Genomic DNA, 26758 nt, shown 5'->3' with positions numbered 1-26758 from the left:
GCCGAGCCGCACCTGACCCGCGGACCCTCGATCCGTTCCCTGCCGCATCCGAGTCCTCACCTGCCGTTTCACTGTGACGCGTTAACACCGTTGACCGGGCGACAACTCGTTCTGCCGACGATAACCGACAACCGATAACCGAAGAGCAACTGGACTCCCGGTTATCGGGTCCCGGCGAGCCGATCGACGGAGCGTGAGCCTTAACAACGATTGTTGTGAATTTGTGCACATGGGCAGCGCAAACGACGTCGACGTCGGTATCGTCGGGCTCGGCGGCATCGGGCAGCACCACGCGTCCCGGCTCGTCGAGCATGGAGGAACGCTCGTCGGCGGGATGGACATCGACGCCGACGCCCGAAGCCGGTTTCACGAGGAGTTCGGCGTCCACGCGTACGAGGACGAGTCGACGCTCTACGAGGCGTGTGACGCCGTCCTGATCACGACGCCGAACCGGTTCCACGAGGAGTACGCCGTCTCGGCGCTGTCGGCGGGGCTGGACGTCCTCCTCGAGAAGCCGCTGGCGCATAACCTAGAGAGCGCGGAGCGGATCGCCGAGGCGGCGGCCGACGCCGACGGGTTCTGTATGGTCGGGTTCAACAACCGATTCGCCGAGCCCGTCCAGGTGATCAAACATTATCAGGACGAGGGACGGTTCGGAGAGACGACCCACGTCGAGGCGAACTACGTTCGCCGCCGAGGAATTCCGGGTCGGGGGTCGTGGTTCACGTCGGATGCGGTTGCTGGCGGCGGGGCGCTCATCGACATCGGTGTCCACGCGATCGACCTCGCGCTGTACTTCCTCGACCACCCCGACGTCGTCGAGGTCGCCGGCGAGACGCGATCGGAGTTCGGCGGTCGCGACGACTACGCGTTCGTCCACATGTGGGGCGAAGACGAGGGGCCGGAGGAGTTCGACGTCGACGACTCCGCGTCCGCGTTCATCCGCGACGCCGATGGCAACACGGTGTCACTGGAGGTCGCGTGGGCGACGAACCGCCCGACGAACGACGAGTTCGTCGTCCGGGGAACGAAAGCCGGCGCGACGCTCGACCGCGGCAGCGACGAACTCACGCTTCACGAGGCGGCAACCGGCGGCAGCCACCATCTCTCGGATACGGACGTCGAGACGCGAGCGGGCGACAGCCACGCCGCCGAACAGGCCGTGTTTCTCGACGCCGTCGCCGCAGGCGAGCCCCCGTCGATCAACACGATCGAGGAGGGCCTGACCGTCCAGCGCGTCATCGACGCTATCTACCGCTCCGCCGAAGAAGGCCGCGCGATCCGATTGGACTGATGCTCGTTCCGCTCGGCTGTTTCCGCATCGTCCGCTCGGCTGGTTCCGTACCGTCCGCTCGGCGTCATCGTCCATGTACTCCGGTTCCGATCACCGAACTTATTCGTCGTTGCGGCGCGTCCGTTCCGAGAGCTAGTGACTTCGACCACCTCCATGCAGTCGGGCGATGCGAGTTCGACGCAACCGTCGGGCGGCGAGTCCTCCTCCCGGTCGTCGGACGCTGCCGCGCCGGAGCCGACCCCACCCTCTGAACGGATCGTAAGCCTCGATGTGCTCAGAGGCGTCGCGGTGTTGGGTATTCTGATGGTCAACGTGTGGGTGTTCGCGATGCCGGAGGCGACGCTTCTGAACCCCACCGTGTACGGCGACTTCTCGGGGGTAAACTACTGGGCATGGCTGCTCGGACACGTGTTCTTTCAGGAGAAGTTCATCACGTTGTTCTCGGTGCTTTTCGGTGCCGGGGTCGTGCTGTTTATGAGCAGTGAGAAGCGCTCCGCGTCGACATCGCTTCGGCTCCACTATCGGCGGAGCATCTGGCTCGTCCTCATCGGACTCGCCCACGCGTACCTCCTGTGGTACGGCGACATCCTCGTCGCGTACGGGATCTGTGCGCTGTGGATCGTCGCGCTCCGAACGTGGCCCCCGACACGGCAGCTTCTCGTCGGTATCGCGCTCATCGCGGTGCCGTCGATCCTCGAAGTCGCCGCGGCGCTCACGGTGCCGCCGGAGCTCGTCGCCGAGCTGTGGCGGCCGGCGGAGGCGACGATCCGCGCCGAGGTCGCCGCCTATCGAGGCGGCTGGATCGAACAGTTCGACCATCGGGCCGCAGCGGCCTGGGAACGACAGACCACCGGATTCGTGGGCGCTACCGTCTGGCGCGTCGGTGGATCGATGCTTCTCGGAATGGCAGTTTTCAAGTGGGGTGTGTTGAGCGCGGAGCGATCACGCGGGTTCTATCGGGGGCTGGTCGCCGCGGGCGCGGTCGCCGGACTCGTGCCGATCCTCGCCGGCGTCGCGTACATCGAGGCGAACGACTGGACCGGGGCCGCCGGCGTGTTCTGGCGCCAGTTTAACTACTGGGGGAGCCTTCCGCTCGCGGCCAGCTACATCGGGATCGTCGCGCTGTGGTGTCTCCGGTGGCCGAGCGGCGTCGTCACGGACGCGCTCGCCGCCGTCGGCCGCATGGCGTTCACCAACTATCTCCTGCAGACCGTGCTGGCGACCTCGATCTTCTACGGTCATGGGCTGGGACTGTTCGGACGACTCGCGCGCGTGGAGCTGCTCGGAGTCGTCGTCGCGATCTGGGCGATACAGATCCCCCTGTCCGTGCTCTGGCTCCGTCGCTTCCGGTTCGGGCCGGTCGAGTGGCTCTGGCGGACGCTGACGTACGGCGAGCGGCAGCCGCTTCGTACTCGGTGATGTGCCGATGGATGAGTTTGCGACGCGAGCGGGAATGGGTCGGGGCAGTGTACAAGCGGTACAAGGCGACTGCCCCGGGGCTTGACCCCGGGGTGCGTTCACTGCTTCGACCCCCACTGCCCGTGTCGACCTCGATCGTGCGTCGCGGTCCGAGTCTTTTAGGCGGATAGGGCGTCAGGGTCGGCTGTGGACCCCGACCGGATTCCCGCGGAGTTCCCGGCTCCGAGCTTTCGCGGCGCGCAGAAACAGGCGCTTTCGGACGTCCGTGCGGCGTTCGCGGCGGGCAACGACGTGGTGCTCGTTCGCGCACCGACAGGCAGCGGTAAGTCGCTTATCGCCCGGGCCGTGATGGGCGCGGCCCGCGAAGTCGCCGACGCGGCACCGCGCGAGGCCACCGGCGCGTACTACACGACGCCGCAGGTGTCTCAGCTCGACGACGTCGCCACGGACGACTTGCTCGAGGAGTTCAACGTGATCCGCGGCAAATCGAACTACGACTGTGTCCTCCCGGGCGAGCACGACACGCCGGTCGATCGGGCACCGTGCGTTCGTGAACGGGGGTTCGACTGCACGATCAAACATCGGTGTCCGTACTTTTCCGACCGTGCGATCGCCTCCACGAACCGCTTTGCCGCCATGACGCTCGCGTACTTCATGCAGACGGCCGGCTCCGAGACGTTCCGGAAGCGCGACGTCGTGGTGATCGACGAGGCGCACGGGCTTGCCGAATGGGCCGAGATGTACGCGACGATCGAGCTCACGCCCGACCGCGTCCCCGTCTGGGATGATGTTGGCGTTCCTGACGTCGAGCGTGACGCGAGCGCCGAGGAGGACGCGCTCGACCGCACCGCGCGTTTCGCCGCGACGCTTCGAGACGTCGCCAAGCGCGCGAAAGACGAGCTTGTGGGTCGCCCGGAGCTTACTCGCGAGGAGGTCGCGCGCCGCGACCGGCTAGGAGAGCTGATCTCCGAGCTCGGCTGGTTCCTCGAGGACTACCGGGATCCGGACTCGCCGACGACCTGGGTCGTCGACCAGCCGGACGGCGAGGGTGGCGCGGTGACGATCAAGCCGCTTGATCCTGCCCGATACCTCCGTCACACGGTGTGGGACCGGGGGAACCGCTTCGCGTTGCTGTCGGCGACGATCCTCTCGAAGGAGGCGTTCTGTCGGGGCGTCGGACTCGATCCGGCTGACGTCGCCCTCGTCGACGTCGAACACACGTTCCCGCTCGAACATCGCCCGTTGTACGACGTCACGCAGGGGTCGATGACGTACGAACACCGCGACGAGACGATCCCGCGGATCGCTCGCCTGATCGTGAGACTGATGGCCCAACATCCGGACGAGAAAGGGTTGGTTCACGCACACTCGTACGCGATCGCCGACCGACTCGTCGAGAAGCTCGGCGAGTTCGGGGTGGCTGCGCGTCTCCGTCGACACACGAGCACGAACCGGGACGCCGAACTGGAGACCTGGAAGGCGAGCGCGGAGCCGGAGGTGTTCGTCTCGGTGAAGATGGAGGAGGCGCTCGACCTCCACGACGACCTCTGTCGCTGGCAGGTGATCTGCAAGGCCCCGTATCTCAACACGAACGACTCGCGCGTCGCGCGACGGCTCGAGGAGGGGCAGTGGGCGTGGTACCACCGGGCCGCACTCCGCACGGTGATACAGGCGTGTGGACGGGTCGTCAGGTCGCCCGATGATCACGGCGCGACGTATCTTGCGGACGACTCGCTTCTGGATCTGTTCGACCGCGCGCGATCCGACACGCCGCCGTGGTTCCGCGACCAGATCGCGGCGATGACGACGCCGACGCTCCCCGAGTTCGACCCGCCAGCCGCGCTCGCCGGCATCGACGCCGAGCCCACGGGCGTCTCGCGGGTGGATCGGTCGGCGACGGGGTACGGATCGGGAGACTCCAGACGCGGATCGGGACGGACCACGCGCGGATCGGGTAGGGGAGATGCCGCTTCCGCGGACGGGAACGTAGGGTCCGGCGGGTCGTCCGGATCGGAGACACGGACGCGGTCGGAGTCGGATGCAGAACGCCGCGCTAACCATCCGCTCTCGGACGTGTGGGGCGAGGAGTGACGGACGACCTGAGTCGCTAGTAACGCTCCCCGGCGAGACGCGGGCAGCGTGCCGGTGCGACCGGCCAGCTACAGGGCGGTGACGCCCCACGCGACCATGGAACTCACCATGAGGAACGCGAAGAACAGCGCGAACAGTTTTTGTCTGTCCATACCTCGAATCGGCCGCCGAGACTGATAATTCCACCGGGACTCGGCCGAGTGCCATTAGTTGCCACCGCGAAATGCGCATGGTTATTAATATCGTATAAGGTGTATCATGCCCCTCTAAGAATTAGTAACCTTCATAATCGTTCGTATTCGATGGTCGTGTATGGCCACACACGGGCTGTCGAGTGCGCTGACGCTGTACGGTGCCCGAACGCTGACACTGTCCCAGGCTGCCAAACAGGCCGGCCTCAGCGAGGAGGAGTTCGTCGAGCAGCTTGAGCGCCGCGGCATCGAGGTAACCGACTCCGAGCGCACCGCCGTGTTCGGCGAGGAGCGTACGGCCCGAGCCGACTGATTCGACCCACGCCCGGATCGGAGCGAACCCACCCCGCCACCGCCTTCCGAGCGTCTTGCCCGAGCGTCTCGTCCGCGCCGTGTTCCGGCGTTTTCGCTCGGGTTCCACCCGTTATCCCGTAGCCGACGGGCCGTGCCGCGGGATCGATGAACCGGCGAGTCGGAGTGACGGAACGGTTGGATTCAAGTCCGACGCCCGGATAGCCGTGTGCATGCAACCGGGAGATCGAGTCCGCGTCGACCACGGGGACGTCACGAACGAGGGCGTGCTGTTGCCATCGACGACGAACGACCATCTCGTCGTGAAGCTGGACGGCGGCTACAACGTCGGTATCGACCGTGAGACGGCCGATGTCGAGGTGGTCGAATCCGGCGCGCGCGACGTGGACGCCGGCGGAGGATCCGACGGTGATGACGTCTCCGAGATCGTCTTCGACGGGGATCTCCCAACCGTCTCGCTCATCTCTACCGGCGGCACGATCGCGTCGACGGTCGACTACCGGACCGGCGCGGTGACCGCCCAGTTCGACGCCGAGGACGTGTTGCGTGCAGTTCCGGATCTGGCCGGTCGCGCGAACTACCGCGGGCGCGTGGTCGCCAACATCCTCTCGGAGAACATGGATCCGACGATATGGCAGGAGCTCGCCGCAGCCGTGGAGGCGGAGATCGAGGCCGGAGCCGACGGCGTCGTCGTGATGCACGGCACCGACACGATGCAGTACTCCGCCTCTGCGCTCGCGTTCACGCTCGACTCACCCGTCCCGATCGTGTTCACGGGAAGCCAGCGCTCCGCGGACCGCCCCTCCTCGGACAACGTGATGAACGCGGTGTGTGCCGTCGAGGCGGCGAAAGCGAACCACGCGGAGACGCTCGTCTGCATGCACGCGACCCCGTCCGACGACGCCTGCGCGCTCCACCGCGGGACGCGCGTTCGGAAGAACCACACCTCCCGTCGAGACGCGTTCGAGACGGTCGGCGCCAAACCACTCGGTGTCATCGATTACGCGGCCGCGAGCGAGGCCGGGGCGGACGGGAGCGCGGCGGACGAGGCGATCACGTGGCATCGCGAGCCGATCGACCGCGGCGAGCGGGAGCTCACGAGCGCCACCGATCTCGAGCGGGACGTCGAACTCGTCAAGTTCACGCCCGGGATGGACCCCGAAGCATGGGCGTACCTCGACGAGAAGGCGGGCGTCGTGATCGAAGGAACCGGACTCGGACACGTTCACACCGATCTCATCCCTCGGATCGAGGAACTCGTCGACGCCGGCACGACCGTCGTGATGACGAGCCAGTGTCTCGAAGGGCGCGTCTGTGACCGAGTGTACGATACCGGTCGCGACCTCCTTGACGCGGGCGTGGTCGAGGCGGGCGACACGCTCCCCGGAACGGCGAAGGTGAAGCTGATGTGGGCGCTCGCAAACACGAGCGACCCGGCCGGGGCGATGCGGCGGAACCTGGCCGGCGAGCTGACCGAGGAGTCACAGCCGTGGCGGTGACCGCTGAAGCATGAGCCACATTACGATCCGCGACGCTCGCGAGGTCGACGCCGGCGCAGTCGCGGCGTTCACCGACGACACGTGGGGTGACCGCCACGAGGACTACATCCCGCGGGTGTTCGCCGAGTGGGTACGGACGGACGACGACGAGCAGCGAACGCTCATCGCGACGGTGACCCCCGAGGCGGCCGCGGAGGCGACGACCGGCGGAGAGGTCGACTCCGACATCCTCGTCGAGGGCGACGGCACGGGCGCGGCGGCCACGGGTGAGCCGGAAGCGGTCGTCGGCTGCGTGCAGGGTGTGTTGCTCTCCGAGTGGGAGGCGTGGGCACAGGGGATCCGCGTGAATCCCGACGTTCGCGGGCTCGGCGTCGGCACCCGGCTTACCGAGGCGACCCTCGAGTGGGCGCGTTCGGCAGGCGCAACCGTCTGCCGGAACTTGGTGTTCTCGTGGAACGCCGCCGGACTCGGCCAGTCGCGTGCGGCCGGGTTCGATCCCGCGGCCGAGTTTCGGTTCGCCCGCCCGAGGCCCGAACCGGGAACGCCATCGACGGCGATCGACGACCCCGATCCCGACGATGCCTGGGGGTTCTGGCAACGCAGCGACGCACGCGACCGACTCCGTGGGCTCGCACTCGACCCTGCCGAGAGCTGGGCCTGCTCGGAGCTCACCAGAGCCCGGCTGTCGACCGCGGCCGACGACGGGCGGCTGATCGCCGTCGAGGACGACGGTATCGCTGCCTGTGCGGTACGGACGCGGTTCGACGAGCAGGAGAGCGAGGACGGGATCGAACGAACCGCGGTGTACGGCGTCGCCGCGTGGCGCAACGTCGACGCCGCCGGAGCCCTGTATGCGGCGATCGCCGCCGACGCCGCCGAGCGTGGGGCGGACGCGACCCGCGTTCTGATCCCCGAGTCGACCCTCCACGTAAGCGACACCGCCGCGAACCGAGTCGACATCGCCGCCGAGCCGGAGTTCGTTCTGCGCGCCGATCTCACGGATCCGACCGTCGGGAGCGTCGAGTAGCCGCGGGCCAGCTCCGAACCGCTACGCTCTTTTCAGTTCGTCTCCGACCCGTCCGCATGGATCCGGTCGTCCTCCAGTTCGACGCGTTTCGGTCGTTTCTCTACTACGGGGCGATCTACGGAATCGTCCTCGCGGTCGCCGTGTGGATCTACCGAGACGCGAAGGCCCGGGGAAGCGACCGGGCGCTCGTCTGGTTTCTCGCGACGCTCGTGTTCACGATACTGCCGGTGCTGTTGTACATGTATCTCCACCGCGATGTCGGCCCCGCGAGTCGGACGAACGGGGGCGGGTAGCTACTGGAAGCGTGTCGCCAATCTGTACGACCCACTCGCCCGCAGACTGTATCAGGAATTGCTTTGCCCTGAACGGAGTGACTTTCCGATCATGAACGACAGCTCTCGGGGCGATTCGGAGAAGTTGGAATCACTGTGCGAGGAGTTGTTCGAGGAGACCAAAGCCATCGTGCGGCAGGGGACGGACCAGCACCCGGCGGCTATCTACTCCGGGTTAACGCGACCGATCGGTCGTCCGGACTACTTCTCGTCGCCCATCGCGCCGAACACGGCGGTCGCGTCGGCAGGAACGTCGAAGTCGTGGTAGCGGTCGCCCTTTTCAGTCGAGAGGATGTTCAGTCCGGCCGCCGCGCCGTCGCCGGCCGCGATCACCGCCTGCCACTCCTCGGCGCGGACCATCGCGCCGGTCGCGTACGCGTTCGAGATGCTCGTCTCCATCGTGACGCCGACATCGACGACGTCGCCGTCGAACGCACAGCCGAGCGACTCCGCTAACTCGCGGTTCGCACCCGTCGCGAGCACGACGTACGACGCCGTGTACTCACCCTCTGCCGTCTCGACGACGAACCCGTCGTCGACTTCGGCGACGTCCTCAACCGCCTCGCCCTGTCGTCGGTCGACGCCGAAGCCGTCGACCTGGGTTCTCGCCGTCTCCATGAACGCCGACCCGTCGACCGAGCCGACCCCCAGATAGTTGAACAGATGCGCTTTGATACTCCCGAACATTCAATAAGTAGACTCTCATTTGCTGTAGTATGGCTACAAAGCCCGAAGAGGAATACACCCGTATGAGAAAGAGAATCGGTAAAGCCGAAGATAAAGAGCATATCTCTCCCGAAGAGGCTGAATACATCCGTGAATGGTTAGACGCAAAGGACAAAGATAAAATCAGTACCCCGGATCCCGATGGGAATGAACTTGAGAAACAAAGTCTCAACACATACGGTGATAACGTCCGTCTGACTGCTAAGAGGTTAGATCAATCTCTCCTTGAGGCTGATACGGACCAAATAAATCAGTTCATGGAAGAGCAACTAGAGAGAGTATCAAAAACCACGGTTCAACTATACCAATGTGCTATCGTTTCGTTCTATCGCTATCATACGGATTTGAATGTAGATCCCGATAAAGTCTATATCGTAAAAGACGAACCGACTAAAGTGGATGAAACGGATATATTCGACCGTGAAGATATTGAAGCCATGCGTAACGTAATCCCGAACGATAGGGACCGGGCGATCTTTGAGTTGGCTCTGAATACCGGACAAAGAGTAAGAGCGTTACAATCGCTTCGAGTGAAGGACGTGAAACCTCAAGAGGGTATATTCTATCTGAACGATTCGGTTACAGGGTTGAAAGGAGCCGATTCACAAAGTCGTAAACGTCCCTTGTTAGGCGCGAGACAAGCCTGTTTAGATTGGTTGAATAAACATCCCACGGCGGATGAACCCGAATCTGCTTTTATTACTCATTTGCCCAAATATGAGCATAGATACGGGGACCGTTTTGGTGAAGCTCTGTCGGCTCAACATATCAATAAGCGACTTAGGTTGATCGGTGAAGATGCTGAAATCGATAAACCGACTAATGTGCATCATTTCAGGCATTCGTTTGTCACTATCGCCAAGAGAGATTACGATTTAGACGACAGTACAATCAAATTCATCATCGGACATAATCCCGGTTCAGACGTTATGGAAACGACGTATAGTCACTTAACGGCGGATGATCATATCTCGAAAGCAGAGGTAGGAGCCGGGATTAAAGAGAAAGAAGAGTCGTCTACTCTTACCCCTGAAATTTGCCCTACCTGCTATGAGAATCTACCACCCGAAGCTAAGGCTTGTCCGAATTGTGGGGAGATATTTACTCCCGATGCTAAAGCCGCTAAAGACAAAATTGAAGAAGATGTATATGAAGCAAAGGGAGAACTTGAGGGACAAGAAGAGGAATCACTTGATAACATCAAAGAGAACCTGATTGATGAAATCGCTAGTGATCCTGAATTGATGGATGAACTAGCTGATAGACTCAAGAATCAATAAGCAAAGATAGACCCTTCGGGTTCAGATGGATTTTGAGGTGATATATCTGCTTCTGTAGACGGTTCTTGTGGGTTTTCTGGTTGGGAAGAAGTATCCATCGTATCCATATCGAAACGCCCTAGGATAGTATGTGCTATCCATGAAGCAGAACAATCAGCATTAGCAACAGTACGTAGATCCTCTTGATACTCTTCGACCTTCTTTTCTAGTTCACTACTCATTATCCCCGGCTTGAACGTACCCACTTTTAAATCTTATCCACACACGGGAAAGGAACAAAAGTAGTGGGAATGTGAAATCCACTATGCCCGGTGTATATCCCCCGACCGGGAGGGTTGAAGCCCCGTTATTAGACCCCACGGGGACGGGTTTTGAAGAGCCTTGAACGACTCTCTCAACAGTTCAAATGTAAGCTGAACGAATCCAAAGGAGAAACCGAAGGAAAACCCCGGTATTCTCGAAAGGATCTCTACTTACTTTTCTCCCTCAAAGGAGAGAAGTAGTTGGATAGCAGTTCCATGTCGAGACGATTTCGTAGCAGTCTCATAGATCGTTCACTACTGCTGAATTACTGTGTCGCTGGGGAGTCGCGGATCAACGGAATCGACAGATTCCGTGATCCGCACCGACGACAGTTCGCTACTCCGCCAGCAGCTCGTAGTCAAGAAGCTTGAGAACCAGCTGCTGCGACGCCAGATTACTGCACAACAACAGAAGATCGAACAGCTTGAGGCTCGCCTCAAGCAGTACGAAAATCCAAACACACCACCCAGTAGACAGGGTGGTGCGGCTAATTCATCAGGCGATGACGACCAAACCGAGGACGAAGACCAAGAACCTGATGAAGACGACGCTGGCGGCGACTCTGACGCCGCCAGCGACTCATCGCCTGGACGCAGCGAAGGTCACGAGGGAACAACTCGAACAGCACCTGAACCAGAAGAGACGATCCTCGTTGATCAGGGATTCTGTCCAGACTGTGAGCAAATCCTCTCTAGCCCTGATAGCTACGTTTCACGGACTATTATTGACGTACCGCTTCCTGTTCCAACCACTGTTACCGAGTACAAGCTCGGTAAACACCACTGTTCTTGTGGTAACGAGGTTGTTGCTGAGCATCCTGACTGTCCCGAAAAGGGGCGGTTTGGGCCAAATATCATGGCCCAAACCGCTCTCGGTCGGTTCCATCAACGACTGCCGAACCGGAAACAGGCCGAGCTGTTTGACTGGGACTTCGACCTTCCGATCTCTCACCGGACGATCTACAACTTGACTAAGCGGGTCGCAGCCGGTCTGCGACCCGCTTACGAGGATGTCAAAGAGAAGATTCGGGAGAGTGAGGTCGTCTACTGCGATGAAACAGGCTTTCCGGTCGATGGAGAACAACACTGGGCGTGGACGTTCGTCACTGATGACGAAGTGCTGTTTTGGGTTGATGAAAGCCGAGGAAGTGGAGTCTTAGAAGACGTCCTCGGCGAGGAATTCGCCGAGGACTCGACGCTCAGTTGTGACGGCTGGTCGGCGTATTCGAGTTATCACACGAAACTGCAGCGGTGCTGGGCGCACCTGTTGCGGGAGGCTGAGTACGTCGCTGAACGGTACGAGGAAGCAGAGCGGCTGTCTGAAGAGTTGCACGCACTCCACGACGATCTAACGACGTTCGTCGAAGGAGATCCGTCCGCTTCCGCCCGCGAGCAGAAGCGGGCGGAAGCATCCTTACACTTGGAGGGCCTGGTGAGGGAAGGTTACGAGGCCCAAGAGGTTCAGCAGCTGATCAAGAAGATCAGCAATGGCTTGGGTCACTGGCTGACGTTCGTGACCGAACGGGGTGTTGATTCAACGAATAATCGCGCAGAGCGGGCTCTGCGCGAGCAAGTAGTCCTTCGGAAGATGTTTCGGACCCTGCGTTCGGCAGAAGGGGTCCAGATTCACGAGACAATAACAACGATGTTGGCGACGTGGAAACGACGAGGACTTGATCCACCTGAACAGCTCCAGTCAATTCTGGGTGGGAGAGAACTTCGGTAAGGACGAGAGGCATCACTGAGCGGTGTATCTTTGTCTTGCTATCCAACTACTCATGGGATAATCTGATTTGCGACAACTTTTGTCAATTTAAACAATAGGGAAATAAGTAAAATTATTAGTATGTATTTACCCCGAGGACGCAACAGCGGGCACTGCCTGAGTTCGTGAAATCATCTCATTGTTTCGAGCGATTCGCTTGAATTCTTCGTAGGGATTACGTCCCTGCTGGCGGCAGGTCGCCAGCAGGGACAGCAGCGTCTCATGCACGAACATACCGCGGTCGTTCCGGAGCGTTCCAATGATCTTCCGGAGAACCACCGGCTCACGAAGCGCGTTTTCAGCCGCGTTGTTCGTCGGAGAGACCGCTGGCTCACCGATGAAGGTGAGCCAGTGGTCGAGGCCTCCTTCGATCTTCCCGAGTAGTGTTGCCACTGGTCCGTCGGGCACTGACCGCTCTATCAGCGACTCAAGCTCTCTCCGGGCCACGTGCTGGAGTTCTGCTCGCTCACGAACTGTCAAGTCGCTCTCCAGTCGAATCTGGAGAGCGACGTACAGCTGTTTGAGAGCACGGTGGATCGGTTCGCCTTCCGGTTGCTTCTCAGCGGCGTCTTCAGCCTCCCGTAGAATATGCGCCCAGCACCGCTGGAGGTTGCTGCTGAAGGCCGGATACGCCGTCCAGCCATCACAGACGACCGTTCCCGCGAAGTCCTCGCCGAGGACTTCTGCGGGAACATCGCTTCCTCGACTCTCCCTGACCGCGTACAGCGTATGTTCCTCGGTAGTGAACGTCCAGATCCACGCCTGTTCGCCGTCACGTTTGATTCCAGTCTCGTCAACGTGGACAACGTCGGCTTGCTGGATCTGGTGGCGGATCTGCTCGTACTCACAGCGACCGGCGCGCGCAGCGCGCTCGGTCGCGTGCCATGCAGACGCGCCAGACAACTCCAGTCCGTGGAGCTGTTCGAAGCGGTCGCCGATCTTCCGGTATGGAAGACGGTGGTCGTACCGAGAGAGCGCTGCCTGTGCGATGACGTTCACCCCGAACTGCCCCTCATCGGGGCAGTCGGGGTGTGAGGCGACGGTTTCAGCTCCACAGGAGTGACACTCGTAGTGGTGCCGGTTGTACTGAGTGACTTCCGGTGGCTGTGGGTCAGGGAGTTCCTCGACGAGTCGGGGGCTGACGCCCGCCGACTCGTCGAACGCCTCACCACAGTCTGGACAGCAGTCACAGGTGACCTCGATTTCTTGATCTGGATCGGGAGCGTCGCGCCATTCCGGGTCATGTCCGGACTTTCGGCCGGGCGTGCCACCGTCAGTACGGGGCTGTTCGTCGTCCTCGTCCCCGTCGGACGAGGACGACTCCTCTTGCTCCGACTGGTCCTTGCTCGGCGGTGTATGTGGTCCTTCGTACCATCGGATCTTGGCTCTGAGGCGCTTGTTCTCTTTACGGAGTTGCTGATTTTCTTGCCTCAGTTCTTCGTTCTCCTGCTCAAGTTCATCAACGCGGTTTTCGAGGGCAGTGATCCGCTCAAGCAGTTGCTTCACTTTCTCATCAGTAACCATCAGAACCCCCCTCGGCTAGTGCAGAAGACACGGGACGGTCTCCCTGCCGGAGACCGTCCCTCGGGGAATACCCTGTCGTCTGCATTGCTCTACTACGAGGTCAGGGGCAACTTACGAGAGAGTGGCGAAATCGTTCTGGGGGTAAACACGTACAATTATTATAAAACAATAGGATATTTTGTTTTAATATTGTACTAGATATCGTATATGGGGGGCAATAGCTGTATCAAATATCACAATATTAATGTGGCTTCAAATAGATTACTAACTATGGCTAAAGTCCAAAAAGCAATGATTTCTGGAGAGCCGTACGAAATCGGCCGACAGCATGGAAAAAAATTCACCGATGAAATAAAAAGTAACATTGATTTTTATTATGATTTTTTTTCAAAATATGGGATTGATGAAGGTACTGCGAACAGACAAAGTAAGGAATTTATTGATATAGTCGAGGAGACTAATAGTGATTACTTAAAGGAAATGAAAGGCGTGGCAGAGGGTAGTGGTCAGTCTCTTTCTGATATTGTATTAGTTAATATGAGGCACACGATAATTTATAGTGCATATGAAAACGATGAAATTAGTGATCCAGATGGCTGTTCTTCATTTGGTGTTCAACCGGAAAAGACTGTAGACGATATTTCCCTAATTGGTCAAAATTGGGATTGGAAACTCCCAGTAGAATCAATTGTTTTAGACGTGAGACGACCAAACAAGCCGAACTTATTGATGCTCACGGAAGCAGGCATGGTAGGAGGAAAATTTGGATTAAATGAACATGGTATCGGATTTGTTGTAAATGGTTTATCTACTCCTAAAGATGGGGAAGATCCATTTCGAAAGCCCTCTCACGTACGGAGTCGAGAGATTCTGAATGCTAACCGACTAGATCAAGCTGTTGGAGCAATTATTGACAGTAATCGACCTACCTCTAGAAACTATCTAGTAGCAAACGGGAATGGTGAAATGGTGGATATCGAAACTACACCTGATAATTATGATTTTCTCCATCCAGAAAACAGTCTTATCACTCATACTAACCATTTTGTCGGCGAGAATAGTTTTAAAAGCACACTTGAGCAAAAAAAGCCGCATTCTGTAACTCGCCATATTAGAATGAAAAGGATGTTTGATAATGTTGATAAAGATATATCTATCTCTGATATTAAGAGCATTCTTTCAGACCATAGTGGCAAACCAAAAAGCCTCTGTCGACATTCTAGACCGGAACTGAACGATATATCATATACAAATAATAGTTCCATAATGGATCTTACGAATAAAAGAATGTGGATTACCGGGGGTCCCCCATGCGAAAATGAATATCTTGAATTCGAAGTGAATTCTGGTCCTTAGCCATTAATTTATCGCTTATCTAAAGTGGTTATTAAAATGGGTACCACATTACCGGTGCCATGGTAGTATCAAGACAAATAGTGCCCCGAATTCCTATTTGTAGTATCAATGATGTGGCCGAATGGCCGGTGAAACGCTTGTGATTGAGAAGACAGAAACTAGTGTCTATGGGATCACATCTGACCTATTGGAGGATGGAAAGGGATGGATTCTTTTAGCAGTTAGTATAGGTTGGTTTTTTTCTATTGGAGTCCGTTTTGCATACCCAACACTACTACCGTTTTTCCAAGATGCATTTTCGATCTCCCTTTCGATGGCAAGTCTTTTAGTATCAATTCTATGGGTAGCATATGCTGTAGGGCAGTTTCCAGGTGGCGTCCTTGGTGATCGGTTTGGAGAAGGAAATATACTTGTCGTCAGTACTCTTCTATCTGTAGTAGGAATTGCCTTAGTAACTATTTCAAATACAGTTTATTTACTATTTGTCGGAACTATTGCTTTTGGACTTGCAACAGCACTATACGGTCCGACTAGATTTACGATTTTCACTGACATTTATCCAGACCGTTCGGGGACTGCCGTTGGGTTCACAATGGCCGTAGGAAGTGTCGGAAATACTCTGCTTCCAGTGGTGGCTGCTACTATTGCATCATATACCTCATGGCGGCTTGGGTTCGGTGCACTTATTCCGATATTCATCTTTCTATCAATTACGTTGTGGCTACTTGTTCCGAGACGAACAAGCACACCAATAAACAACACCCCATCGTTGGAGTTAATCCGGGATATTTTTGTATCGGTGTGTAGGGAAGGAATTCCTGTTTTAGTATCTGCTCATGTGATTGCAGCGTTCGTGAGTCAAGGGTTTTTGGCACTATATCCGACCTATTTGGTTGAAATAAAAGGGCTCTCGCCGAGTGTGGGGGCAATCCTATATGGCTTGTATTTCGCTTTCGGGATTGTCGTGCAACCTCTAGTGGGCACGGTTCGTGACCAATTTGGTCCCCGGCGAACGCTAGTCGCATTGCTTGGGATCTATTGTGCGAGTTTGTTGTTGCTGCCTTTTATACACGGGGCAATATTAATTGGTATACTAACAATCTTTCTCAGTAGCAGGAGCGGTGCTGGTGTGATCACTAATACTTTCATCTCCACAACGTTACCAGAGGAGTTAAAAGGGTCTGGACTTGGCTTGCTTCGAACAGTGTGGCTTCTGATTGGCGCAACGAGTCCAGCGATCGTTGGCTTCTTCGCTGATATGGGATACTTTGAAGAAGCTTTTTTTCTTCTTGCGTTGCTTGCTGGGATTGCAACAATATTTAGTCTATTTGTCCCTGACCGGTGCGTATAAGATGATTGTCTATCCAACCCTACCTGAAGCCTTGACTTTAAAAACGTCTAATTTGCTATTACGTATGAGTTTACCCCGAAGTCTCGACAGCCGGTACAGCGTGAGCCCGTGAGATCATCTCATTGTTGCTGACGACTCGGCGAAGTTCTTCGTAGGATTGCGTCCCTGCTGGCGCCATGTCGCCAGCAGGGACAAGATCGTCTCGTGAACGAACATACCTTGATCGTTCCGGAGTGTCCCGATGATTTTCCGGAGAACGACTGGTTCACGAAGTGCATTCTCAGCTGCGTTGTTCGTCGGGGAGACCGCTGGCTCACCGACGAAGGTGAGCCAGTGGTCAATCCCTCCTTCGATCTTCCCGAGTAGTGTTGCCACTGCCTCGTCGGTTACTGACCGCTCAACGAGCGATCTAAGCCCAGTCGATCACATCGGATTTGAGTGAAAGTGTCTGCTTGGCAAAAGTGTGAAACCTACCGAAGCAGACAGCGAGATAGAGGAAGAGCACCTGCTTAATTTTGTCGTCAACAGCCTTGACGAAGAGCTTGCGATAGATCTCGGTGAGGACATCGAGGTCACGACAGAGAAACTGTACGAGGTCCTCGCCGGCGCCAGCGCCGGCGGGACCTCAATCAACCACGTCTGCGAAACGACCGACGACTCGCCACACGCCAACACCGTCCGGGGACATCTCACTGAGCAGTTTGAGCTTGACTCGGTTGAGGCGGTTGGAGACACGCTCCTACAACGAGATGCCCTCGAGACACTCCCGGATCGACCGGTGGAGGTCTGCGTAGACCTCCACCTTGATCCCTACTACGGTGACGAGGACGAGACGGAGGCGCTGTACTTCTCGCAAGCGAAACGAGGAACAACTGCGTTTCACGCCTATGCGACACTGTACGCGCGGGTACGTAACAAGCGCTACACGCTGGCGGTTCGCCAGCTGGTCGCTGGCGATACCACCAGCGATGTCCTCGCTGAGTTTCTCGAACTGCTCGACGGCCTTGACCTCGGCGTCAAGGCCGTCTACCTTGATCGCGGCTTCTACAACAGCACCTGTCTCGGGCTGCTGTACGCGCACAACTACGCCTACGTTATGCCGATCGTCAAGTGGGGCGAGACGATTCAAGACGAACTCAGCAGAGGTTGGAGCCGCGAGATCGAACACGATCTCGCTGGCAAGGTAACGTTTCCCGTGTTCATCGATTGTGTGTACCAGCAGGGGCGGTACGATGAACACGGAGTGGCGCGTCACGGCTACGCCGCTGACGCGCCGTTCATCGACACGCCACGCGATGCCCGAGAACACTACAGCAAGCGTTTCGGCATCGAATCGAGCTATCGGTTAGCCAAACAGAGCCTCGCGTTCACCAGTTCTCAAGACGCTGGCCTGCGGCTGGTGATGTTTGTGGTGAGCCTGCTGTTCCAGAACAGTTGGCGGTATCTCCACTGGAAGTACGTGGCGTCGCCCCGCCGAGGGGGGCGACGCCTCTGGGACTGGTCGTTCACGGAGTTCTGTGAAATGGTACTGCGGGCCGCTTGGACAGCTCTAGGTGTCCGCAGGGCTGTCCCAGCGAATCAACCACTCGACGACCGGTTCTTCCGGTAGCTGTCCACCAATCCGGACAGCGGTCGTGAGTGGCGACGCTGTCGCGTCGGCGGCGATCTGCCGCCGACAGCGACTGACTAACGCCTCGACAGCCGAGCAACGCCAGAATTCAGCCGCTCCATCCTTCCGAAGACTATCGAGGGGCCGAGGACAACGATTTAGCGGCTACTGGACGGAGTCGTGGGCCTTCTGATGTGATCGACTGAGTCCTGGATCGACCAGTTCCTCAGTCCATATTTGCAAAAGTTATCTTGATCATTATGGGAGGTTGTCCACCCCTCGAAGAGATCGCTCCTCTGAGCCAGAGTGAGGTCGAAATATCGGATCGCCCGTTGAGCTTTCACGGTATCAAAATCGATTGGGGAATCCGGGCCAGCAAACTCCATTCGAAGAAGGTCTGGACGACCGCCGACGTCAGCAAAATCTCGACGCCATGAACGGGTGTCTCCTTCTGTAACCCCCTCCGGTGGAATATCCGGTGATTCCCTCTTCCGTCGCCCCTTGCTCGAGTCGTGACTTTCTTCTGAAGTCATTCTTCAGAGACATTCTCTGTCGACGACTCAGCTTTGCACGTTGAAGTAGGTGCATGACGTAGGCGGTGGCAAGGACGGATGATGCCGATTACGGAGTTCTTGTCGTGTACGCGTGTGTTCGACGAGTTCGAGTCGCTGTCTCCAGCCCAGCGCCATCACGCGAAAACCTACGCCACCGGTCTTGTTGCGGCCAGCAACAAGACCGTGGCAGGCATCGCACGCGAAGTCCTTCCAGCCAAGGGCAAACGCGCCCTCAACAAGTTCTTCACCGAGTACGACTGGGACGAACAGCAATTCAACCACGAACGCCTCGAAGAACTCCAAAAACACGGTGAAACGCGCTGGTCACAGGGTGGTTACATCATCCTCGACGACACGATCACCGAGAAAGCCGGGGACGAAGTCCCCGGCGTCGGCCACTTCTACGATCACGCTGAAGGTGACACTGTCTGGGGCCAAGACCTCATCTACGCCTTCTACGCCGACGATAAAACCGCCTACCCACTCACTTTCCGCCTCTACGAAAAACAGGACGAAGATGACCAAGACCACGACACCAAGTACGATCTCGCCCGCGAGATCGTCACCGAACTCGAAGAAGAGGTAGGTGTGCCTGCGGACACCTACCTCTTCGACTCGTGGTTCGCTCACGATTCTGGTCTCGTTGAACACATCGAATCCTACGGCAAGGACTGGATCGGCCCGCTCCGGAGCAATCGACAGGTGACCTACGGCGGAGAAGAGCTAAGCGTCGATGCGCTGGCAGAGCGCATCGACACCGCAGAGCGCAACATCGAGGACGATACCTACCACATCTGGACGAAGAAGCTTCCCGTCTCCCAGCTGGGAGACGTGAAGCTGGTTATCGCCGAGAAAGAGACCGATGAAGACGAAGAGAATCCGGTCAAGTACCTCGCTACGAACAAAATCGACGCACCGACCGAGCACGTGATCCGCTCTTACGGGATGCGCTGGCGCATCGAGACGTTCTTCGAGGACTCGAAGCAGGATCTCGGCTTTGGAGACTACGAGATGCAGACCGACGAAGGTGCCAGTCGGCACTGGCACCTTCTGATGGCTGCCTACAGTCTCGTTCGTCTTGATCCTGAGTCGAGCGCCTTGGGGACTGTTCGCTCGAAGGCGTCATCGCTTCGAGCGAACCTCGAACACTCCCTGAAGGAAGCCGTCTACAACCTTCTCTCGTGGGTTCGAGACAACGATGATCGCGGTATCGATGACTTGATGACCGAGATCGACCACCTCTTCGTTCACTCAACCGCTGACGCTAACGTGCAAAGCTGAGTCGACGAGTTAGTCCATGCGACTGAAATATAGCGCTCAAATTCGGAACTACTGTTAGAGGTAATCAGGAGTCCGGCCAGCGCTCAATGTACACCTGCTCGTCTGTGTAGAAGTGGATCATGTCTTGTCCTTGGGCGTGTAGATCACCAAAGAACGAATCTTTCCAGCCACCGAAGTGGAAGAATGCCATTGGGGCGGCTGTTCCCGCATTGACCCCAAGGTTGCCGACATCGGCCTGGTGACGTACCTTGCGGGCATCGGCACCACTGCTGGTGAATAGACTGGCAGCGTTTCCGAAGTCACTACGGTTCAGTACGTTGATTGCCTCGTCTATATTCTCAACCGACATAAGACCGAGCACAGGACCGAAAATCTCCTCACGGGCTATCGTCATCTCGGGATCAAGATTGCCGAATACTGTTGGCCCAAGGAAGTTTCCGTCTTCATAGCCATTGACCTCTACCTCGCGGCCGTCGAGCAATAGGTCGGCGCCCTCGTCAATGCCGGTCGCGATCATGCCACGCACGGTTTCCTCGTGTTCAGATGTAATCAATGCTCCAATGTCGGTCTTGTCGTCGAGGCCATAGCCTACAGTCTGGGACTCGGCTTGCTCGAGCACAAGGTCGACGAATTCGTCATAAACACCTTCCTCAACGACGACAACATCGTTAGCGAGACAGCGCTCACCCCCACAGGCGCAGGCCGATGAAACGGTCTTTTTCGCGGCGAATTCGAGATCTGCCGTTTCAGAAACGATTATGTGGTTCTTTGCGCCGCCCTGAGCTTGGACCCGTTTCCCATTAGCTGCCGCGCGCTCGTAGATTATCTTTGCGACGGGTGTAGAACCAACGAAAGAGGCACCTTCGATTCCCTCGTGATCAAGGAGTGTATTGACGGTATCAACGCTACCGTGCACAAGCTGGACAATCCCATCTGGGAAGCCAGCCTCATCGATAAGCTCAAAGATACGTTGTGCAACGACAGGATCCTGCTCACTTGGCTTGAGAATGAACGCGTTTCCGGTCGCAACCGCGTACGGCAGGAACCATAATGGAATCATGCCGGGGAAGTTGAAAGGAGTGATCGCGGTAAACACGCCGAGAGGCTTTCGGACGGCCGTTTCATCGATATCCGGCGCTGCATTGGGTAGATGGCCTGCCTGCATCATTGAGGGAATGCCACAGGCAACCTCAACGTTCTCAATTCCGCGTCGGAGCTCGCCTTTTGCCTCATCAAATGTCTTCCCATGCTCCTGTACGAGGATCTCAGCAAGTTCATCCTGATGGTCTTCCAACAACTGTTTAAGTTCAAACAGGGGCTGGATACGCTCTTCAACAGCACGCGTGCTCCACTCTTCAAACGCCTCCTGGCCCGCTTGAACAGCGGCATCTATATCTTCGTTAGAACTGAAACCAACGTATGAAATCTCGTCACCTGTTGCAGGATTGATAACAGCCTGTCCTTCGTTACTGGTTGGCGTACGCCATTCGCCATCAATATAATTCTGTACGTCATCCCATGGAGGGGTGGTACTGAGAGCCATTGGACATCTGAAACTGTACCTCTTGCACAATAAGCCTTTCCGACCTATGTACGAACGAATGCGTATTTTGCGGGAAGAAACACTCTAAAAGAGGTAAAAGGTAAAACAGTGTTCTATAGAAATCGTTTTGAGGCAAAGATTAATCAATACTCGGCCAAAAGAGGACAGATACGGATGTCAGAACAAGAACCTCCGGCCGCCACAGATCTTAATGAGATGGAACAGATGGATCAGGAGTACGTATTCGGAACCTGGTCCTACCAGAGAGAGGTTGAGCCGACTGAAGTTGTCGACGCAAATAGGGTCCGATTTACCACCGCTGATGGGGACGAATACATCGACTTTTCAAGCCAGCTGATGTGTTCAAATCTCGGCCATTCGGCTGAAAAGGTTGCGGACGCAGTCGATGAGCAACTTCGGGAAGCCGCGTATGTTGCGCCAAATTACACAACTGAAAATCGGGCAAAGCTTGGGAAGAAACTCGCTGAAGTAACTCCTGGCGATCTTTCAAAGACATTCTTCTCAACAAGCGGAACTGAGGCCGTTGAAGCGGCAATCAAGATTGCGCGATTTTACACTGGTAAACAAAAGATTATCTCGAGGTACCGGTCATACCACGGCGCAACTTACGGCTCAATCAGTGTCACTGGTGATCCCCGCCGGCTGAAGTCTGAGCCTGGAATTCCTGGGACGATCAAGGCACCCGACCCGTATGCGTACGGGTCGACGCTTGACCCGATGGAGAGTGTTGAATACATTGACGAGATGCTTGAGCTTGAGGGCGATACAGTCGCGGCGATCCTCGTTGAACCAATTGTCGGTTCGAATGGGATCCTGGTGCCACCTGAAGAATATCTTCCCCAACTGAAAGAGATCGCCCATGATCATGGCGCCCTACTGATCTGTGATGAAGTGATGTCTGGCTTTGGACGCACCGGTGAATGGTTCGGGTGCGACGTGTTCGACGTCGAACCAGACATTATGACGATGGCCAAAGGGCTTACCGGCGCGTACCAACCGCTGGGTGCGACGATAGTCAACTCCGAGATTGCTGATCACTTTGAAGAAAACATGCTCTGTCACGGCCATACCTATGCTGGCCACCCAGCAGCGGTCGCAGCAGGACTCGCAACGATCGAAACCTATCAGGAAAAAGGTCTTATCGATCGTGCAAGTGAGACCGGTGAGTATCTTGGCGAGAGAATCGACGAACTCGCAGAGAAACATCCAAGTGTTGGCGATACGCGCGGCGTCGGACTATTCCGGGGCATTGAACTGACAAAACATCCTGAGAAGCGCGTTCCATTCGGCGAGCGTGAGGACAAGATTAGCCCCGGATCAACCGTAGTCGATGAGGTATCCGCAACCACCGCCGAACACGGCGCCTATGTTGCGAACATGATTAATACGCTAATAATTGCACCTCCTCTGACGATTACTGAAGATGAGATCGATGAGGCCATCGAAGCGATTGATGCTGGCCTTGACGTTTCCGATGCAGCCATGGAGTATTGACTGTAACAATGTAAACTGATGTTGAATCTTGTTCCAGTTTTCGCTCGAATGTGAAGCGAGGATTCTTGATCTTAGTGCCCTAACGACTATGCATATGGACGACACACTCCGCATCGACTCGGATCTCGACGAAACTGATCTCGCTATCCTCGAACGAGTTGAGGAAGACTTTGACACTAATCTCGAAACATTAGCCGAAGAACTGGAAATCTCGAAGTCTGCAGTTCATTACCGGATAAATAAACTCAAGGATAACGACGTAATTCAAGGGGTGACGGCTGACGTTGATCCACTTGCGCTTGGCTTAGAGATGGTTGCGATTACTGATGTTTCAGTCACCCACGAAACCGGCTATTCTGAGGACATTGGAGAAAAGTTGAGTGCGCTACAGGGTGTTGAACAGGTCTTCTATACAATGGGTGACATCGATTTTGTTGTCATTAGCCGAGTACAATCACGTGATCAACTTAACGAACTTATTGACCGGATTGTTGCAATTGAGGGAGTCAATGAGACTTCCTCTAAGTTCGTTATGCAAGAGTTCGACAGCAACCATCCTATAGTATCTAATCTTACTGACGAAGCACTTGATATGATTCTGGACCCTCATAACGAATAGAGATCTACGCGTCGGGATGTTCGCGTAGTAGTACCCTGGACCGAGTAGCTCACAACGTTGAAATTTGTCGTCTGGGCCAACTGAACCGTGACGGTGAGTCTCGCCACAGAGCTAGCAGTCTTCAACGGTACCGTTTGCGTCAGCCACTACGACCGGGAGTTCTTCGGGAACGTTCCATTTCATTCTGAATCACCGTCCATGAGTGTCACGTACGTGTCGCGAATAAGAGTTCTCGCACCGCGGTGAAAGTGAATAGGGTGGTCAGATAACCCAAAGAATATAAAATCAAGGTTCTTCGCGTAGCCAAACATTCCTCCTGCGAATTACAGTTGAATTTTAACCCTTCTCCGATATTAGCACTCATGATTCGACCAATACCTGAATATGATGCCAGATCGTCCGAAAATATCGCTTGAGTGCGGCGTAAAGGGTGGCTTTTTATGATAACCGGCCATATCGAAATCCGTAGCCTGGTTCAGAACGGGCTCCGGCGCTCTACCACTTCGGTCCCGTTCTCCGACCGGCTACTGATACTGATGGCTAAAACTTCATGTATCTCTAGATGCGGGGGAATAGTATGGCGACGTTGGAGAACGTCTCTGTCGAAGACCTCCGCCAGATCTTGGCGGAGGTCGATGATGCCGATGCAACAAAGCGGCTCATGGCCGCGATCACCTACAAAGAGATAGAAGATCTAACGCAAGCAGAAGCCGCCGCACTCTATGGATTTTCCAGCAGTTGGGCCTCGAAATGGTTCAATCGACTCGAACGGCTCGCCGACGAGCCGTTCGAGGAGGTCGTCTACGACAAACCACGAGAGGGCAGACCATCCAAACTCTCTGACGACGAGCACGAGCAGTTTGTTGAGGTACTTCACGAGTCTCCCGAAGACGTTGGATACGACGCGCCCGCGTGGTCTGTTTCACTAGCGCGTCACTATCTCTCCGAAGAATTCGGTGTTGAGTACTGCGAACGTCACGTCCGACGACTGATGTCCGAGGCCGGGCTGTCCTGGAAGACAGCCCGGCCGGAGTTCCACAAGTCCGACGAACGAGCCCAAGAGGCCTGGGAGGAAGGGTTCAAAAAAAGCGCGACAACTTGGACGATGAATACACGATCCTGACCATCGATCAGACGCGACAGATTCTCTCGACGCTGATCTACGCGTGGTTTCCAGAAGGGGAGCGCCCGTCACTCCCGGTGACGGGCGCGTGGGACAGCATCAAACTCCTCGGGGCAGTCAGCGATAGCGACGAGACGTTCTTTCTCCCGTGTGAGGAGAATTTCAACAGCGACACCACAATCCGGTTGCTCGACGCTCTCCAAACCGAGTTCGGCGAGAAAATCTGCGTTGTCTTAGATAATGCCTCCTATTTTACGGCGAACAAGGTGCAGGAATTCGCCGAAGGAACTCCGATCGAACTGTGTTACCTTCCACGGGGTTCACCAGAGCTGAACCCCGTGGAAGAGTGCTGGCGACGACTCAATCAAGCACTCGGCAACCGCTTGTTCAACACGCTGGATGAACTTCAGGAGGCTGCACTGACCGCGCTTGACGACATCGAACCGCCGAATGTCTTTACGTACTTATGTCCTTGAGTATGAACACAAACATGTCTGCCGAAAACGAACACAGTGACCGCGAATGCCGAGAGGGCGCGGCCGAGAGCACATCCTGGCCGCATCAGGTCAAACTTTCGCTCCAACTCGAGGTGGCAACAGATCCACGGGCCACAGCAATCCTCAGCACAGCGGTCGCTATCGCACTAGGTATCGCCCTGTAAGAAGTCGGGCACCGAGTCCACACTCGGGCTCCGACGCTCTACCAATTAGTAGTAGTAGAACCATTCGATAAAAGGTTTCGGTAGCACGTGCTAAGAACTAATACTACTAGCTGGTGCTTCTCAAGTACAATTCCGAGATTGTATGTGTTTAGCCCGAGCTGATTTCGGTACTGTCTTGTCCTGTTGATCGCAAGACGGCATAGGGGCGGGGTCAGTAATTCGGCGAGCCATGGCGTTAGAAGCGGTATTCTGGATACAGAAGATGCAGTAGCGGTGGCTAAAGGTGGCTGTCGAAGAGTCAGAACTATGGTAGCTAGCGATCTTGTTCTGATGACGACGGCGATACCTCTCCCGGATACGTCCGGAGAAGGGGAGCAGGCGGCGAGCCCTAACTCGCCGCCTGCGTGAGGTTATGCACGATGCACTTCCGCGTGAGCTCCCGGAACTGGCCGTGCCAAGTCCGGGAGCGTAGTTTCTCGCCGTCGTCTTCCTTCAACTGCGAGAAGCCCGTTTCACTCATCCACCGCTGGTTGTAGTCCTCGTTCATCCGGGCGTTGTGAGCCTTCTGAAGCGGTGTCTGCTCTCTGTGTTTGATCAACGGTCGCGTCGAGTTGGAGCGACACTCCTCGCGGAGCTCACCCCACGAGTAGTTCGCATCAGCGGACAGGACCCGCAGGTCTTCCGCGTTCCGGCGGAAGACCTGCATCCCGATATGGCCGTCCCACGCCTTCTGCGTGGTGAAATGAACGTCTTTGATCGCTAGTGAGTTCACGTCGATCAAGATCGTCGTCTTCATCGACTGGAACGAGTAGTTCGCGCGGTCGCGGTAGTGGTAGCTGGTCTGATCGCGTTGGAAGCCACTGGCGTCGATTGCAGCTTCACCGCTCCAGCCCGCCTGCTCCGCCGAAGCGCGGAGCAGGCGGCGGAGTTCACGCATCTGGTACTCTTTCTCCCAGCGACAGAGGGTCGTATGGTCTGGCGAGGCTTCGAGATTCAGTTCCTCACGGATGGCGAGAGAATCGTTAAACCACGCTTCGGTCTCGCGGAAGCTTTTGTCGAGTTCAGCGTGCATGAGAATCAAGGCGATCTGAACCCACTCGGCGAACCCGCTGTCGCCGTCCGGCGCAGCGGGTTCGTCTGGGTTATCAGCGTGCTGTTTAGCAAGGTGCTTACACTTCTTCACCAGCGGTCGTTTCGACCTCATACCGCAAGACAGCGTCCAATTCCTCCGTCAATTTCACGAAATCACTCGCAGACCGACTGCACAGTCCGCTGATCGGACCCGCAACAAGGCATACTGTCTCGTAGGAAGCGTTCAACGGACGCGATATGAACAGGCAGCAGACATCGGATACGACTCTCAGGGATGGGCTCCGCTGCGGAG

General features: G+C 56.7%; 21 protein-coding genes and 1 pseudogene. 16 read left to right on the top strand and 6 right to left on the bottom strand.

Features of this window, described 5'->3' with window-relative positions; translation table 11 throughout:
• Positions 1-229: 229 nt before the first annotated feature.
• The 7 genes from ACYQ0R_RS03295 to ACYQ0R_RS03265 all read left to right on the top strand — a co-directional run bounded on the left by ACYQ0R_RS03295 (position 230) and on the right by ACYQ0R_RS03265 (position 8126).
• A complete protein-coding gene (locus tag ACYQ0R_RS03295; RefSeq protein ID WP_459820908.1) occupies positions 230-1294 on the top strand; it encodes a Gfo/Idh/MocA family protein in 1065 nt (354 codons plus the stop codon).
• 153 nt (positions 1295-1447) lie between these two features.
• A complete protein-coding gene (locus ACYQ0R_RS03290; RefSeq protein WP_459820907.1) occupies positions 1448-2713 on the top strand; it encodes a DUF418 domain-containing protein in 1266 nt (421 codons plus the stop codon).
• A 186-nt stretch (positions 2714-2899) separates the two neighbouring features.
• Positions 2900-4804 (top strand): helicase C-terminal domain-containing protein, encoded by a 1905-nt coding sequence (locus ACYQ0R_RS03285; RefSeq protein ID WP_459820906.1) that lies wholly within the window; start codon positions 2900-2902, stop codon positions 4802-4804.
• 312 nt (positions 4805-5116) lie between these two features.
• On the top strand, positions 5117-5308 hold the full coding sequence (locus tag ACYQ0R_RS03280; RefSeq protein ID WP_459820905.1) for a DUF7317 family protein: 192 nt from the start codon (positions 5117-5119) through the stop codon (positions 5306-5308).
• Between the two features lie 211 nt (positions 5309-5519).
• Positions 5520-6806, top strand: coding sequence for a Glu-tRNA(Gln) amidotransferase subunit GatD (gene gatD / locus ACYQ0R_RS03275; protein ID WP_459820904.1), 1287 nt, complete (start codon positions 5520-5522; stop codon positions 6804-6806).
• Positions 6807-6816: 10 nt separating this feature from the next.
• On the top strand, positions 6817-7833 hold the full coding sequence (locus ACYQ0R_RS03270) for a GNAT family N-acetyltransferase (protein WP_459820903.1): 1017 nt from the start codon (positions 6817-6819) through the stop codon (positions 7831-7833).
• A 56-nt stretch (positions 7834-7889) separates the two neighbouring features.
• On the top strand, positions 7890-8126 hold the full coding sequence (locus ACYQ0R_RS03265) for a hypothetical protein (protein WP_459820902.1): 237 nt from the start codon (positions 7890-7892) through the stop codon (positions 8124-8126).
• 240 nt (positions 8127-8366) lie between these two features.
• Here the strand turns inward: ACYQ0R_RS03265 and ACYQ0R_RS03260 are convergent, their stop codons facing one another.
• Positions 8367-8852: an NAD(P)/FAD-dependent oxidoreductase gene (locus ACYQ0R_RS03260; protein ID WP_459820901.1), complete on the bottom strand. Its 486-nt coding sequence runs from the start codon at positions 8850-8852 to the stop codon at positions 8367-8369.
• 29 nt (positions 8853-8881) lie between these two features.
• Between ACYQ0R_RS03260 and ACYQ0R_RS03255 the strand changes: the two genes are divergently transcribed.
• The gene (locus ACYQ0R_RS03255) at positions 8882-10171 is read left to right on the top strand and encodes a site-specific integrase (protein WP_459820900.1); all 1290 of its coding nucleotides are present in this window, start codon (positions 8882-8884) and stop codon (positions 10169-10171) included.
• On the opposite strand, the gene ACYQ0R_RS03250 is transcribed toward ACYQ0R_RS03255, so the two are convergent.
• Positions 10165-10392 carry a hypothetical protein gene (locus ACYQ0R_RS03250; protein WP_459820899.1) on the bottom strand — a complete coding sequence of 76 codons (228 nt, stop codon included), beginning with the start codon at positions 10390-10392 and terminating at the stop codon, positions 10165-10167. The genes ACYQ0R_RS03255 and ACYQ0R_RS03250 overlap by 7 nt on opposite strands.
• Positions 10393-10744: 352 nt before the next feature.
• On the opposite strand from ACYQ0R_RS03250, the gene tnpC (ACYQ0R_RS03245) reads away from it, so the two are divergent.
• Positions 10745-12199 (top strand): IS66 family transposase, encoded by a 1455-nt coding sequence (tnpC, locus tag ACYQ0R_RS03245; RefSeq protein ID WP_459820405.1) that lies wholly within the window; start codon positions 10745-10747, stop codon positions 12197-12199.
• Positions 12200-12325: 126 nt separating this feature from the next.
• Here tnpC (ACYQ0R_RS03245) and tnpC (ACYQ0R_RS03240) read toward each other — a convergent pair whose 3' ends face one another.
• The gene (gene tnpC, locus ACYQ0R_RS03240) at positions 12326-13762 is read right to left on the bottom strand and encodes an IS66 family transposase (RefSeq protein WP_459820898.1); all 1437 of its coding nucleotides are present in this window, start codon (positions 13760-13762) and stop codon (positions 12326-12328) included.
• Positions 13763-14032: 270 nt separating this feature from the next.
• Between tnpC (ACYQ0R_RS03240) and ACYQ0R_RS03235 the strand changes: the two genes are divergently transcribed.
• Entirely contained in the window at positions 14033-15118 is a 1086-nt protein-coding gene (locus ACYQ0R_RS03235; protein ID WP_459820897.1) for a C45 family autoproteolytic acyltransferase/hydrolase, read from the top strand.
• Positions 15119-15239: 121 nt separating this feature from the next.
• Positions 15240-16469 (top strand): MFS transporter, encoded by a 1230-nt coding sequence (locus ACYQ0R_RS03230; RefSeq protein ID WP_459820896.1) that lies wholly within the window; start codon positions 15240-15242, stop codon positions 16467-16469.
• A gap of 70 nt (positions 16470-16539) precedes the next feature.
• Here ACYQ0R_RS03230 and ACYQ0R_RS03225 read toward each other — a convergent pair.
• Positions 16540-16883: pseudogene (locus tag ACYQ0R_RS03225) on the bottom strand (IS66 family transposase); the annotation flags it as partial.
• Between the two features lie 49 nt (positions 16884-16932).
• Here ACYQ0R_RS03225 and ACYQ0R_RS03220 point away from each other — a divergent pair.
• Together ACYQ0R_RS03220 and ACYQ0R_RS03215 are read left to right on the top strand one after the other, a co-directional pair.
• Positions 16933-18078 carry an ISH3 family transposase gene (locus ACYQ0R_RS03220; protein ID WP_459820895.1) on the top strand — a complete coding sequence of 382 codons (1146 nt, stop codon included), beginning with the start codon at positions 16933-16935 and terminating at the stop codon, positions 18076-18078.
• Positions 18079-18689: 611 nt separating this feature from the next.
• Complete coding sequence (locus tag ACYQ0R_RS03215) at positions 18690-19913, top strand: IS701-like element ISHala1 family transposase (protein ID WP_459820894.1); 1224 nt, start codon at positions 18690-18692, stop codon at positions 19911-19913.
• 64 nt (positions 19914-19977) lie between these two features.
• Here the strand turns inward: ACYQ0R_RS03215 and ACYQ0R_RS03210 are convergent, their stop codons facing one another.
• Positions 19978-21456 carry a CoA-acylating methylmalonate-semialdehyde dehydrogenase gene (locus ACYQ0R_RS03210; RefSeq protein ID WP_459820893.1) on the bottom strand — a complete coding sequence of 493 codons (1479 nt, stop codon included), beginning with the start codon at positions 21454-21456 and terminating at the stop codon, positions 19978-19980.
• 174 nt (positions 21457-21630) lie between these two features.
• Here ACYQ0R_RS03210 and ACYQ0R_RS03205 point away from each other — a divergent pair, with 174 nt between their 5' ends.
• The 3 genes from ACYQ0R_RS03205 to ACYQ0R_RS03195 all read left to right on the top strand — a co-directional run bounded on the left by ACYQ0R_RS03205 (position 21631) and on the right by ACYQ0R_RS03195 (position 25189).
• Complete coding sequence (locus ACYQ0R_RS03205) at positions 21631-22971, top strand: aminotransferase family protein (RefSeq protein WP_459820892.1); 1341 nt, start codon at positions 21631-21633, stop codon at positions 22969-22971.
• Positions 22972-23065: 94 nt separating this feature from the next.
• A complete protein-coding gene (locus tag ACYQ0R_RS03200; protein WP_459820891.1) occupies positions 23066-23590 on the top strand; it encodes an Lrp/AsnC family transcriptional regulator in 525 nt (174 codons plus the stop codon).
• Positions 23591-24167: 577 nt separating this feature from the next.
• Positions 24168-25189, top strand: a protein-coding gene (locus ACYQ0R_RS03195) for an IS630-like element ISNagr2 family transposase (protein WP_459820890.1) whose coding sequence is annotated in 2 segments (ribosomal slippage) — positions 24168-24672 and positions 24672-25189 — 1023 coding nt in all. Because the reading frame shifts where the segments join, the coding sequence is not laid out codon by codon here.
• Positions 25190-25762: 573 nt separating this feature from the next.
• On the opposite strand, the gene ACYQ0R_RS03190 is transcribed toward ACYQ0R_RS03195, so the two are convergent.
• Positions 25763-26578, bottom strand: a complete 816-nt coding sequence (locus ACYQ0R_RS03190) for an IS5 family transposase (RefSeq protein ID WP_459820819.1) — start codon at positions 26576-26578, stop codon at positions 25763-25765.
• Between the last annotated feature and the right edge of the window lie 180 nt (positions 26579-26758).

Source organism: Halorubrum luteum (assembly GCF_054652935.1).
The sequence above is the reverse complement of the archived record's forward strand: the minus strand, read 5'-3'. Positions and strand labels throughout refer to the sequence as shown.

Bases quoted from the DNA above. Each gene is read 5' to 3' on its own strand.
- ACYQ0R_RS03295 (WP_459820908.1), top strand. From the start codon at position 230: ATGGGCAGCGCAAACGACGTCGACGTCGGTATCGTCGGGCTCGGCGGC.
- ACYQ0R_RS03290 (WP_459820907.1), top strand. From the start codon at position 1,448: ATGCAGTCGGGCGATGCGAGTTCGACGCAACCGTCGGGCGGCGAGTCC.
- ACYQ0R_RS03280 (WP_459820905.1), top strand. From the start codon at position 5,117: ATGGCCACACACGGGCTGTCGAGTGCGCTGACGCTGTACGGTGCCCGA.
- gatD (WP_459820904.1), top strand. From the start codon at position 5,520: ATGCAACCGGGAGATCGAGTCCGCGTCGACCACGGGGACGTCACGAAC.
- ACYQ0R_RS03270 (WP_459820903.1), top strand. From the start codon at position 6,817: ATGAGCCACATTACGATCCGCGACGCTCGCGAGGTCGACGCCGGCGCA.
- ACYQ0R_RS03265 (WP_459820902.1), top strand. From the start codon at position 7,890: ATGGATCCGGTCGTCCTCCAGTTCGACGCGTTTCGGTCGTTTCTCTAC.
- ACYQ0R_RS03260 (WP_459820901.1), bottom strand. From the start codon at position 8,852: ATGTTCGGGAGTATCAAAGCGCATCTGTTCAACTATCTGGGGGTCGGC.
- ACYQ0R_RS03255 (WP_459820900.1), top strand. From the start codon at position 8,882: ATGGCTACAAAGCCCGAAGAGGAATACACCCGTATGAGAAAGAGAATC.
- ACYQ0R_RS03250 (WP_459820899.1), bottom strand. From the start codon at position 10,392: ATGAGTAGTGAACTAGAAAAGAAGGTCGAAGAGTATCAAGAGGATCTA.
- tnpC (WP_459820898.1), bottom strand. From the start codon at position 13,762: ATGGTTACTGATGAGAAAGTGAAGCAACTGCTTGAGCGGATCACTGCC.
- ACYQ0R_RS03235 (WP_459820897.1), top strand. From the start codon at position 14,033: ATGGCTAAAGTCCAAAAAGCAATGATTTCTGGAGAGCCGTACGAAATC.
- ACYQ0R_RS03230 (WP_459820896.1), top strand. From the start codon at position 15,240: ATGGCCGGTGAAACGCTTGTGATTGAGAAGACAGAAACTAGTGTCTAT.
- ACYQ0R_RS03215 (WP_459820894.1), top strand. From the start codon at position 18,690: ATGATGCCGATTACGGAGTTCTTGTCGTGTACGCGTGTGTTCGACGAG.
- ACYQ0R_RS03210 (WP_459820893.1), bottom strand. From the start codon at position 21,456: ATGGCTCTCAGTACCACCCCTCCATGGGATGACGTACAGAATTATATT.
- ACYQ0R_RS03205 (WP_459820892.1), top strand. From the start codon at position 21,631: ATGTCAGAACAAGAACCTCCGGCCGCCACAGATCTTAATGAGATGGAA.
- ACYQ0R_RS03200 (WP_459820891.1), top strand. From the start codon at position 23,066: ATGGACGACACACTCCGCATCGACTCGGATCTCGACGAAACTGATCTC.
- ACYQ0R_RS03190 (WP_459820819.1), bottom strand. From the start codon at position 26,578: ATGAGGTCGAAACGACCGCTGGTGAAGAAGTGTAAGCACCTTGCTAAA.